Source organism: Labrys sp. (in: a-proteobacteria) (genome assembly GCF_047605565.1).
In the GTDB taxonomy this organism is placed as follows: domain Bacteria; phylum Pseudomonadota; class Alphaproteobacteria; order Rhizobiales; family Labraceae; genus Labrys; species Labrys neptuniae.
Genome location: NZ_JASGFM010000077.1, coordinates 1 through 11853 on the forward strand (window position 1 = coordinate 1; position 11853 = coordinate 11853).

The window sequence follows — 11853 nt, forward strand, 5'->3', positions numbered from 1 at the left end:
GCAGCTTGGCGTCGAGATTGGAGAGCGGCTCGTCGAACAGGAAGGCGGCCGGCTGACGCACGATGGCCCGGCCCATCGCCACGCGCTGGCGCTGGCCGCCGGAGAGCTGGCGTGGCTTGCGCTTGAGCATGTCGTCGCTGAGCTCGAGGATGCGGGCCGCTTCCTTCACCCGCTGGCCGATCTCGCCCTCGGCGGTTTTGCGGTTGCGCAGGCCATAGGCCATGTTGTCGTAAACCGACATATGCGGATAGAGCGCGTAATTCTGGAACACCATGGCGATATCCCGGTCCATCGGCTCGATCTCGTTGACGCGGCGCTCGCCGATGTGGACATCGCCCGAGGAGATGCGCTCCAGCCCGGCCACCATGCGCAGCAAGGTCGACTTGCCGCAGCCGGAGGGCCCGACCAGCACGCAAAAGCCGCCATCCGGCACGGTGAAGCTCACGCCCTTCACCGCCTCGTAGCCGTTGTCGTAGATCTTCTTGACGTTGTTCAGAACGACTTGAGCCATCGGTTACTCACTTCTCGGTCTCGACCAGGCCCTTGACGAAGAGCTTCTGCATGACGACGACGACCACCACCGGCGGCAGCATGGCGAGGATCGCGGTCGCCATGGCGATCTGCCATTCGGTCAGGGCGTCCTGGGTGGTGATCATCTTGCGGATGCCGATGACGATGGTCTGCATCGAATCCTGGGTGGTGATCAGCAAGGGCCACAAATACTGGTTCCAGCCATAGATGAACTGGATCACGAACATCGCCGCGATCGAGGTGATGGAGAGCGGCAGCACGGTGTCCTTGAAGAATTTCAAGGGACCGGCCCCATCGATCTTGGAGGCCTCCAGCAATTCGTCCGGAATGGTCATGAAGAACTGGCGGAACAGCAAGGTCGCCGTCGCCGAAGCGATCAAGGGCAGGGTCAGGCCGGCATAGGTATCGAGCAGATGCAGGTCGGAAACGATCTTGTAGGTGGGATAGATGCGCACTTCCACCGGCAGCATCAGGGTGATGAAGATCAGCCAGAAGGCGAACATGCGGAAGCGGAAACGGAAATAGACGATGGCGAAGGCCGAGATCAGCGAGATCACGATCTTACCCACCGCGATCGCCACCGCCATGATCAGGCTGGTGGTCAGCATGGTGAGCACCGGTTCGCGCGTAGCCCCCTCCGTGCCGTGAAACAGGGTCTGGGTGTAGTTCTTGATCAGGTCGGGGCCGGGCAGCACGCCGATCTGACCGTTGATGATGGTGGTGGCATCATGGGTAGAGGCCACGAAGGCCAGCCACACCGGGAAGGCCAGGACCAGTACGCCCAGGATCAGAATGGCGTGGGGCAGAAGGTTACCGAAACGGCGGTTCTCAACCATGAGCCGTTCCTCTCGATAGCAACGAGAAACAGATCATCAATAAGTCACTTTCTTCTCGATGAAACGGAACTGCAGGGTGGTCATGGCGATCACCATGATCAGCAGGATCACCGACTGCGCCGCCGAGCCGCCAAGATCGCCGCCGCTCTGGCCGTCATTATAGACCTTGAACACCATGGTGATGGTCTCCCCGGCCGGACCGCCATGCGTCACCGCATCGATGATGCCGAACGTGTCGAAGAAGACGTAGACGATGTTGATGACGAGTAGGAAGAAGGTCGTGGGCGACAGCATCGGCAGGATGATGGTCCAGAAGCGCCGCGCCGGCCGGGCGCCGTCGATGGCCGCCGCCTCGATCAGCGATTTGGGAATCGATTGCAGCCCCGCCAGGAAGAACAGGAAGTTGTAGGAGATCTGCTTCCAGGTTGCCGCCAGCACCACCAGGATCATGGCGTGATTGCCGTTGAGCAGGGGATCCCAGGGCAGGCCCAGCTGCTTGAGGCCACGCGCCACCAGGCCGAGCGAGGGCTGGAACATGAAGAGCCAGAGCACGCCAGCCACCGCCGGCGCCACCGCATAGGGCCATACCAGCATGGTGCGATAGAAGGAGGCGCCCTTGATCTTCTTGTCCGCCTGCACGGCCAGGATCAAGGCCAGCCCGAGCGACAGCACCGAGACCAGGCCGGCGAATACCAGGGTGACGCCGACGGCCTTGTAATATTCCGGTTGCTGGAACAGGAGCTGGTAATTCTCGAACCCGACGAATTCGGAGGTGGTGCCGAAACTATCCTCGATGAAGAAGGATTGCCGGATCGCCTGCAGCACCGGCCAATAGAAGAAGATCAGCGTGATCGCCAATTGCGGCGCCAGCAGCAGCCAAGGCAGGGTCTTGCCGGAGAAGACGGAGCGTTTTTCCATGGTCGATCCTAATGGCCGCATCGCTATTGCCGAAAACCGGCAACCCCTTTCGGCGCGATGCTTTAACGCTCTCGACCTTTGTCATTGCCGGGCTTGACCCGGCAATCCAGCACCCAGCCCAGACAGTGACGGTGCTGGACAGGGTGCCCGGGCCAAGCCCGGGCATGACGAAGGTCAGCGTCTTTTCGCTAAGGCTTACGGGCCTGTTATCGCCCCGCGGTGCGGGCGAAGGTCTTCAGGATCGCATCGCCCCGGCGGACGGCATCGTCCATCGCGGCCTGCGCGGTTTTCTTGCCGGCCAGGGCCTGCTCGATCTCCTCGGCCCAGACATCGCGGATCTGGGCGAGGTTGCCCAGACGCAGCCCGCGGGAATTTTCCGTCGGTGCCTTGTTGGTCAGCTCCAGCACGGCGACTTCGCTGTTGGGATCCTTGGCATAGAAGCCCTGTTTCTTGGAGAGCTCGTAGGCAGCCGGGGTGATCGGCAGATAGCCGGTCTCCTGGGCCCACCAGGCCTGCACGTCGGGCTTCGACAGATAGGTCAGGAACTTGGCGATGCCCTTATAGGATTCGTCCGACTTGCCGCCCATCACCCACAGCGAAGCGCCGCCGATGATCGAGTTCTGCGGCGCGCCCTGCACATCGGGATAATAGGGCATCGGCGCCACCGAATATTTGAACTTGGCGTTGGCCTTGACGTTGCCCAGGAAGGCCGAGGAGGTCAGGAACAGCGGGCATTCGCCCGAGGTGAAGCGCCCCTCGCCCTGATTGGTGCGGCCGGAATAGTCGAAGGTCTTGTCCTTCTGGGCCTCGACCAGGTTTTCCAGATGCTTCACCACCACCGGATTGTTGAACTTCAATTCGGTATCGAAGCCATCCAAGCCGTTGGCCTTGGTCGACAGCGGCACGTTGTGCCAGGCCGACAGCTCCTCGATATTGGCCCAGGTGGTCCAGGCCGTGGAAATGCCGCAGGTGGCGTAACCGGCTGCCTTCAGCTTCTTGGCCGCCTCGAAAGCCTCCGGCCAGGTCTTGGGTGCCGCCGTCAGATTGGCCTTCTTCAGCGCATCCTCGTTGACCCACATCACCATGGTCGAGGAGTTGAAGGGAAAGGACAGCATCTCGCCCTTGGCATTGGAATAATAACCGGTGACGGCAGGCAGGTAGGACTTTTGGTCGAAGGGCTCGCCCGCATCCTTCATCAGCTGGTAGACGGGCTTGATCGCGCCCTTGGCCGCCATCATGGTGGCGGTACCGACTTCGAAGACCTGCAGGATATCGGGCGCATTGCCGGCCCGGAACGCGGCAATGCCGGCATTCATCGTATCGGGATAGGAACCCTTGTAGGCGGGAACGATCCGATAGTCGCTCTGGCTGGCATTGAAATCATTGGCCAGCTTGACGATGCGGTCGTTGTTGGCCCCCGTCATCGCATGCCACCACTGGATGTCGGTGGCCGCGACGGCCCCGGTGGATACACTGGCCAGAAGAACCACGGCCGAAGCCAGAACGCTCAACTTCATCACATACTCCCTCAGGATGCGCCGCTTCTTAAAAGGACGGCGTCGTTTAAGACTTCACTGGTTGCGCCTCAATGACGAAGAAATGAAGCAAATATGACAGGTAATATGGTTGCAGGGTTTACCCTCGGCTTCTCCCTGCGTTCGCTTCGGTGCATTGCCCCAATTCCGACGTAGCGAAACCACCATTGATTTCTTTCAATCCCGAGGGCGAGATTAATAGATCATTTTTTTTAATTATAGAAAATTCATTCCATTGCGGGGCTGTATTGTCAAGGCCTGAATCCCATCGAACTGACAGCGGATGGAGCGCTTCCCACCGCAAAATCCATTCGCGGTTTCGATGCCGTGCGCAACGCCGCCAACCCATTGGCATATCGGCGACATCCAGGCATCTGCGCGGCCGGTCGGAGCGCCCCATGGCAAGCCGAAAGAGAGTCGAAACACAAAAGCCGGCATGCCGCCGCCATCGCGTAAGGCATGTCGGCATGCCGATGGGAAGGCCGACGTCCTGATCGCCTTGCCCCCGAATGAAGCATCGCCGCCTTCGTTTGCAATGGCGGCTGTACTTCACGCTCCCTCACCCAAGTCGCTCGTTGCCGACCGGCGCTTTCGAGGCTAAGCAACTGGAAACCAGATTGCCAGGGAGGCTCCATGTCGTCGATTGTCATCGCTCAAGGAGGCGGCCCGACCGCCGTGATCAATCAGACACTCTGCGGCGCCATCGTTGCCGCCCGCCGGCACGACCCGTCACTGCGCATCCTCGGCGCCCGCCACGGCGTCCGGGGGCTGACGCGCGGCGATCTCGTCGACCTCACCGCGCTTTCGGAAAGCGATCTCGAGCGCCTGGCCCGCACCCCGAATTCGGGCCTCGGCTCGACGCGGGACAAGCCCGATCCGGCCTATTGCCAGACCATCCTGCAGGCGCTGGAAAAGCTCGATGCCCGCGGCTTCATCTATATCGGCGGCAATGACACGGCCGGCACGCTCGATCTCCTGCGCCAGCAGTCGACCGGTTCCTGCAGCTTCGTGCACGCCCCCAAGACGATCGACAACGACCTGATGGAGAACGACCACGTACCGGGCTTCATCTCGGCGGCCGCTTTCGTCGCCAATGCCTTCGTCAGCATGGATCTCGATTTCCGGGCGATGCCGGGCATTTATGTCGCCATCGTCATGGGCCGGCATGCAGGCTTCCTCAGCGCCGCGGCTGCCGGCTGGCAGCAGGGCCCGGAGGACGCCCCCCATCTGATCTACACGCCCGAAAAGCCCTTCTCGGTCGAGCAGTTCCTCGATGACGTCAACATGGTCTACACCCGTATCGGCCGCTGCATCGTCTCGATGTCGGAAGGCGTCCAGGACGAGGCTGGCCGTCCCCTCGCCGAGGCACTCGCCGCCGGCACGGTCGAGCGTGACGCCCATGGCAATGTGCAGCTCACCGGCGGCGATCTCGGCATCGAGATCCAGAAGGCCTTGAAGCAGCGCTTCCCCAAAGCGCGCGCCCGTGTCGACACGCTGGGCTATCTGCCGCGGGGCTATATCGGCATCATCGACGAGACCGATGCCAAGGAAGCCTTCGAGGCCGGTGCCTTCGCGGCCCAGAGCGCCTTTACCGGCTCGGGCTCGGTGGTGCTGCACCATGACGGCAAGCATACCTCGCCGCGCATTGTCGCCCTCGACCAGGTCGCCGGGCGCACCCGTCACATGCCCGACAGCTTCTTCACAGGCGCCAACGCCGTCTCGGAAGAAGGCCGGGCCTATTTCCGCCGCCTGCTGCCGCCACGCCCCGACATTTTCACGCCCTTCGTGTAAGGGGCCCGCCCCTCATTTCGTCATGGGCAAGTCTGCGGCCAACGCTCCAGGGCTTCACGGCCTGCGGATGTCAGGCCGTAGATGCCTTTCTCGACCCGCTCGAACCAGCCGTAGACATTGCCCTGCAGGATCTTCGGGGCGTCGGGCACGGTCTTGGCGAGGTCCCGCCGGCGTTGCGGTGCCACCACCAGTGCGGCGGCACAGGCCAGCGCCTGCTGGCGATAGGCCGTCATCTGCGGCGCACGGGTCGAGCCGCCGACGACAGGATCGCCCTGGCGCTTGCGGTGCTCTCTCAACAGGCGGGAACGGCGCTTGGGATCGCGGCGCGGGAACGGCGCCTCAGGCGTGACGATGATCTGCACCTCCCCGCTATCGGACACCCCCAGCAATCCAAAGCCGAGACGGCGGCAGAGATTGCGGAAACGCGCATCGCTCTCGCGCCCCTTGCCGCGTAGGGAGAGACGGGCCGCAAGCCAGATCTCGTCGCAGGCTCCGGCCCTGTCGACGCCTTGCAGCACCAGTTCCAGGTTGAAGCTCTGCTTGAGCTCGCAGATCACCGCCACCGGCGGCTCGCCTTCGCGCAGGGCCAGGACATCACAGCCGCCGATCTCGCCTTTCACCGCAAAATCAAGCGACTCCAGGAAGGCCTTGACCGGTAGATAGAGTTCCGTCTCCAAGGCCGGCCCTCACTGCAGTCCGACCGGATCGACGATACCGGCCTTGCAGCCCTGATCCGTCGGCGAGGCGCCGGCGATCAGGTCGGCCAGCTTGGCACCGTCCTTGACCTCGCCGCGCAAGCCGATTGTCATTTCCACGATGATGCTGCGGCTGCCGTCACGCTTGCAGGCAAAGCGCACCCGCTCGCCGGCCCCCGCACCGAAACCCTGGTCGAAGGCGCTGCGAATCTGGCTGGTGTCGATTTCCTTGCCGACATTGTCGGCGAACAACTTCTGGACGGGCGAGGCGTTGATCTCGCCGATCAGAGCCACCGAGCGGCGGAAATAGGCATCGGCCGATTTCTCGAAGAAGCAGGTGCCATGCTCGATCCATTCGTGTCGATCGAGGAAGGAGGCGGTGCCCGGCATGGCTTTCTCCAGGGCCGTACGGGTCGCCGGCTCGAGCTGGGGCTCGGGCAGGTCCTCCCAGCGATGGGCCTTGTCAGCCTCGATATCGCGCCGCGCCACGCCGCAATAGGCATTGCCGCGCGGCTGCGGCCAGAGCCCGTGCAGCGTGAAATGGCTGGCGTCATAGCGATCGGCGGTTTGCGTACGGCACTCTGTCTTGTCGGGCAGCCCCTCGCAAAAGGCGGCCTGCCAGCTGATGGCGAAGACATAGGAAGCCCCACCCGCCGAAATTGCCGCATCAGATCTGGCCGGGCCAGGCTTGCCCGCACCCGGCGTGGCGGGGGTGCCATTATCGCCCGCCTTGACCTCACCGCAGGAGACGGGCACCCAGCGCTGCGCCGGCTGGGCATCTTCGACCTGGACGCGATAGAAGGTCGGATCGGGCTTGTTGCCGGCAAGCAGCCGATAATCCTGCCCGGGCGTCAATTTGACATCGCCGGGATTGGTCTGCTTGCGGATCGACTGGAGAGCCGGGCAGGCCTCCCGCGCCGTGAAGATTCCCTTCATCGACTCTTCGGCCCTGGCCGACATGAAAGGAACCAAAGTCGAAACGGCCAAGGCCGCCAGCCAGCTCTTGCGCATGCAATTCTCCCGGTCCACCTGAGCAAGGCACGTTTTGGCGAAAACGCGGCCTTGCCCGAACTCGTTGGTTCGACGCGTGTTTGCGGTTCGAGGCGTTTCATTCAACCCACAAACGCTTTTGCGCCGGGCCATGTCGATCCCGATCCTTCTCATCGAGGAAGGAATAAAGCACAGGGCTGAACAGAAACCTACCTGGCCATGTTGCATTGCAGCATAAGCTGGCCGACCTCCGTACCGGCAAGCCATCCGAGCTTTGGGCATCCCGCCCCGGCACATCCGCCGGTAACTTCCTCTAAACCATGCAAAAATAGCATGCCGGGCATACGACTTTGCGCGTGCGATTCTGCACAAATTTTGCCGCGATTTGCCTATATATGCAGCGCAGTAAACGTAGCGCTTTTTCTGGAACCACTCCCGTGACGACCGTCGCTCTCATCAACGCCCTCTCCGCCCGCCTCGTAGCCTATCGCAACCGCCGTCGCCTCGCGACCGTGCGCCGCGAACTGAGCTATCGCGACATGCTGGATCTGGGCATGTATCGCGGCCATATCGACCGCGTCGCCAGCGCCGAGAACGAGCCGATCTGAGCTCCTCTCCAGCTTCGGGCCTGCCATGCCCGCCCGATAGTCCGATCGCGATCCTGGCCAGCCCGGATCGCGATTTTGTTTTCCGACCCTTGCCGTCCCGACCTGCTTTTCATCGCGTCAGCGTGATGAATATCATCACGAAGATTTATTGATGACGACGCGTCTCGATATTCCCCGATTGGCGACATTCGGCTAAAACGGTTTAGCGGGCGGCTCCCGCATCTCTTCCCATCACCCGCATAGCCCAGCGGAACCAGGCCCGATCGGCCTTGGCGTGCGCCAAGATGCCGATTTTTCGTGCCGCAACAAAGGGATAGTCCGCGTTCGCACCCCGCGTGCCGCCGCGGGTCTAGCAGTGACGTATGGACGCCAAAGCAGCCACCCTGCCCTCCTCAGGTGCATTCAGCCCCGAGCGCACGGCCTATTCGATCCTGATGGCGATCAGCGTCTCGCATTGCCTCAACGACACCATCCAGTCGTTGATCCCCTCGATCTATCCGATGCTGCGTGACAATTACGCCCTCAGCTACACCCAGATCGGCCTGATCACGCTGGCCTTCCAGCTGACGGCATCGCTGCTGCAGCCTTTCGTCGGCCTCTATACCGACCGCCGCCCCCTGCCCTATTCGCTCACCGTCGGCATGGGCCTCAGCCTTATCGGCCTGGTGCTGCTCGCCTATGCCCAAAATTACGCCACAGTTCTGATCGCCGCCATGCTGGTCGGCACCGGCTCCTCGGTCTTCCATCCCGAATCGTCACGCGTCGCGCGCATGGCTTCCGGCGGCAAGACCGGCCTGGCACAGTCGGTCTTTCAAGTCGGCGGCAATCTCGGCACCTCGATCGGGCCACTGCTGGCCGCCTTCATCGTGCTGCCCTATGGCCAGCATTCGATCGCCATCTTCTCGGTGATCGCCCTGCTCGCCATGTTCATCCTGTGGAATGTCGGCAATTGGTATGCCGCCTATCGGCGCCACACGGCCGGTATCAAGACCAGAACCGTGTCGGCCGTGGCCTCGTTGTCGCGCAGCCGCGTCATCGCCTCGCTGGCGGTGCTGCTGGCACTGGTCTTCTCCAAATTCTTCTACATGGCATCGCTGTCGAGCTACTACACGCTCTATCTCGAAGATCGTTTCGGCCTGCCGCCCGAAGCCGTGCAGATGCAGCTCTTCATCTTCCTGTTCGCTGCAGCGGCCGGCACGCTGCTCGGCGGGCCAATCGGTGACCGTATCGGGCGCAAATATGTGATCTGGGTCTCGATCCTGGGCGTGTTGCCTTTCAGCCTGGCCCTGCCCTATGCCAACCTGACCTGGACACCGGTGCTGGCGGTGATCATCGGCTTCATCCTGTCCTCCGCCTTTTCCGCCATCGTGGTGTTCGCGCAGGAGCTGGTGCCTGGCAAGACCGGCATGATAGCCGGATTGTTCTTCGGTCTCGCCTTCGGCATGGGCGGCGTCGGTGCCGCGGCGCTCGGCGTTCTCGCCGACAAGACCAGTATCGAATTCGTCTACAAGGTCTGCTCCTTCCTGCCGATGATCGGGCTGCTGACGATTTTCCTGCCCAATATCGAACGCCCAAAGCCGCAGCCCGTCGAAGCGGTGAAGGAAGTGTTCAAATAGAAAGGCGGCCACTCGCCTTTCCATCCCGACATTTCTGAGGCCGAACGGGGGCTGCGCACCAATCAGGGCGCGGCCCCCGCTCCAATTTCAAATAAGCAATGGAAACGACCAAATGGCTACGGTATTTCCGCCTGCAGGCTCGCAAGCGAGCCTCGGTGGTCACCAGAGCTGGAGCCGGGAAGCACTCGAAACCCTCATCCTGGCCTGGCCTCTCATTCTGACCAATCTGGTCGAGCTGGCGCTGACCACCACCAATCTCATCCTCGTCGGTGAATTGGGGTCGCAGGCGATCGCCGCCGTGACCCTGGCCAACAACCTGTTCTTTTTCTTTGCTATCATCGGATTGGGCGTGGTGACGGCGGTGGCACCGATGGTGGCCAGCGCCTTGGGTGCCGGTGACGGCAGCGGCCGCGATATCCGCCGGACCGTGCAGCAGGGATTGTGGACATCGCTGATCGTCTCGATCCCGGGCCTCGCCTGCCTGATGAACGGCGAATGGATCATGCTGCAACTCGGGCAGAATCCCGAGATCGCCAGGCATGCCTCGCAATATCTCGGCGGTCTTGCCTGGTCGCTGCCGGCCTTTGTCGGCTACATCGCCCTGCGTTCGGCAGCGGCCGCTATGGGACAGCCCCGCGCGGCCATGTGGAGCGCGCTTGCCGGCATTATCATCAACGCCGTGCTGGCCTGGGGCCTCACCTTCGGCCATCTCGGCCTGCCCGCCCTCGGCGTGTCGGGCCCGGGCATCGCGACCACGATCGCGACCTGGATCTTCTTCCTGCTGCTTGCCGCTTTCCTGGCCTTCAGCCGACCGTTCCGACACTATCAACTGTTCCAGAACCTGTGGCGCCCCGATTGGGAACGGCTCTGGCAGATCTTCCGGCTGGGTGTGCCCATCGCCGTGACGCTCGCCTTCGAGGTCACCGTCTTCAACGCCGCAGCCTTCCTGATGGGACGCATCGGCGAGACGGACCTCGCAGCACATGGCATCGCCATCCAGATCGCCTCGATCAGCTTCATGGTGCCGCTCGGCCTCGGTCAGGCGGCGACCGTGAGGGTCGGCCTCGCCTATGGCGCCGGCGACCGGCATGCCATCAGCCGCTCCGGCTGGACGGCCTATGTCCTCGGTGTCGGCTTCATGTGCGCGGCAGCGGCCTTCATGCTGATCGCGCCTCATCTGCTGATCGGCCGGTTCATTGATCTTGCCGACCCGGTCAACGCCGATGTGGTGGCCAGGGCCAGCCTGTTCCTGATCTTTGCCGGCCTGTTCCAGATCACCGACGGGGCCCAGGTCGTGGCTGCCGGCATGTTGCGCGGCCTGCACGACACGGTGATCCCGATGCTGTTCGCCGCCATCGGCTATTGGGTGGCGGGGCTGCCGCTCGGCATCCTGCTCGGCTTCCATTTCGGCTGGGGCGGCGCCGGGATCTGGGCCGGCTTGGTAAGCGGGCTGACCGCCGTCGCCGTGCTGATGACGCTGCGCTGGCTGCGGCGGGATCGCCTCAAGCCGGCGACGTGATCCGCCGCCATTCCGGTGCGGCCAAAGCGGCCTATTGCAGGGACTGGAAGTAGCTCAGTCTCTGCCGATAGGCGGCTTCGATGCAGCTGGCGGTTGTCCCACAGCGGTCGCGATTGGTGCGCCAGGCCGTCTGGCTGGCCGACAGGGCGACCTGGTCGGCTTTCGCCAGATTCCTGAACCGGGCCTTGAACACGCTGTCGAGAGCAAGGTCGAGCCGCGCCAGCGTATCGCTCTGGCAGATGGCGCGCTCGCTCGGATTGAGGCGTCCGCCGCAGGGGAAGCTGGGCGACGTGGAGGGCGTGCCGGCCGCCTTGTCGACCAGGCTCTTCAGGAAGGCGAGACGCTGCCGGTAGCTCACACCGATGCAGGCGGCATCCGCGCCGCACTCGTCGCGTTGGGCACGCCAGGCCGTCTGGTTCGCCTTCAGCTTGGCCTGCAAGTCCTTCGGCAGGGCGGCGTTGATCACGCCATAGGCGGATGACAGCGTCTGATCGAGGGTGGCGAGGTCGCCATCCTGGCAGATGGCGTTTTCGGTGGGGTTCGGGCGGCCATTGCAGGGAAAGCTCGGCGACACGGACGCTGGCACGGTCCTGTCTGGTGCTGCAAAGTCGAGGGCTGCACTCTGCTGCAGCGGGGAGTTCGCCTGGTTGTCGCCCTCCGTCGTCGCGACGGGTGCGAGATCGGCCCCGGTCTGTGCCGGCGGATTGACCGGCGTCGTGCTGGTGGCGCCGACTGCTTTGACCGGCTGCACATTCTCCGCCTTTCCGGCCATGGCGAAGGAACCGATGATGGCCTCGTTCACCCAGGGGGTCTG

11 protein-coding genes are annotated in these 11853 nt (G+C 63.0%); 4 read left to right on the forward strand and 7 right to left on the reverse strand.

Annotated elements, in window-relative coordinates:
* From QM672_RS32160 to ugpB, 4 genes are all read right to left on the reverse strand, one after another.
* The coding region (locus QM672_RS32160) for an ATP-binding cassette domain-containing protein (protein ID WP_415087343.1) at positions 1–511 on the reverse strand (511 nt) is incomplete at its 3' end.
* A 7-nt stretch (positions 512–518) separates the two neighbouring features.
* The gene (gene ugpE / locus QM672_RS32165; protein WP_311941476.1) at positions 519–1367 is read right to left on the reverse strand and encodes a sn-glycerol-3-phosphate ABC transporter permease UgpE; all 849 of its coding nucleotides are present in this window, start codon (positions 1365–1367) and stop codon (positions 519–521) included.
* Positions 1368–1403: 36 nt separating this feature from the next.
* On the reverse strand, positions 1404–2285 hold the full coding sequence (ugpA, locus tag QM672_RS32170; RefSeq protein ID WP_068291323.1) for a sn-glycerol-3-phosphate ABC transporter permease UgpA: 882 nt from the start codon (positions 2283–2285) through the stop codon (positions 1404–1406).
* 206 nt (positions 2286–2491) lie between these two features.
* Entirely contained in the window at positions 2492–3802 is a 1311-nt protein-coding gene (ugpB, locus tag QM672_RS32175; protein ID WP_311941468.1) for a sn-glycerol-3-phosphate ABC transporter substrate-binding protein UgpB, read from the reverse strand.
* A 651-nt stretch (positions 3803–4453) separates the two neighbouring features.
* Between ugpB and QM672_RS32180 the strand changes: the two genes are divergently transcribed.
* Positions 4454–5611, forward strand: coding sequence for a diphosphate--fructose-6-phosphate 1-phosphotransferase (locus QM672_RS32180; RefSeq protein WP_415087344.1), 1158 nt, complete (start codon positions 4454–4456; stop codon positions 5609–5611).
* A 20-nt stretch (positions 5612–5631) separates the two neighbouring features.
* Here the strand turns inward: QM672_RS32180 and QM672_RS32185 are convergent, their stop codons facing one another.
* Both QM672_RS32185 and QM672_RS32190 read right to left on the reverse strand, forming a co-directional pair.
* The gene (locus tag QM672_RS32185; RefSeq protein WP_311941463.1) at positions 5632–6288 is read right to left on the reverse strand and encodes a DUF2161 domain-containing phosphodiesterase; all 657 of its coding nucleotides are present in this window, start codon (positions 6286–6288) and stop codon (positions 5632–5634) included.
* A 9-nt stretch (positions 6289–6297) separates the two neighbouring features.
* Positions 6298–7317, reverse strand: a complete 1020-nt coding sequence (locus QM672_RS32190; protein ID WP_311941459.1) for a ribonuclease T2 family protein — start codon at positions 7315–7317, stop codon at positions 6298–6300.
* Positions 7318–7733: 416 nt separating this feature from the next.
* Here QM672_RS32190 and QM672_RS32195 point away from each other — a divergent pair, with 416 nt between their 5' ends.
* From QM672_RS32195 to QM672_RS32205, 3 genes are all read left to right on the forward strand, one after another.
* Positions 7734–7904 (forward strand): hypothetical protein, encoded by a 171-nt coding sequence (locus tag QM672_RS32195; protein ID WP_311941455.1) that lies wholly within the window; start codon positions 7734–7736, stop codon positions 7902–7904.
* A 362-nt stretch (positions 7905–8266) separates the two neighbouring features.
* Positions 8267–9520, forward strand: a complete 1254-nt coding sequence (locus QM672_RS32200; protein WP_311941452.1) for an MFS transporter — start codon at positions 8267–8269, stop codon at positions 9518–9520.
* Positions 9521–9632: 112 nt separating this feature from the next.
* Positions 9633–11039, forward strand: coding sequence for an MATE family efflux transporter (locus QM672_RS32205; RefSeq protein ID WP_415087345.1), 1407 nt, complete (start codon positions 9633–9635; stop codon positions 11037–11039).
* A gap of 31 nt (positions 11040–11070) precedes the next feature.
* Here QM672_RS32205 and QM672_RS32210 read toward each other — a convergent pair.
* A partial coding sequence (locus QM672_RS32210; protein WP_415087346.1) for a lysozyme inhibitor LprI family protein occupies positions 11071–11853 on the reverse strand: 783 nt, incomplete at its 5' end.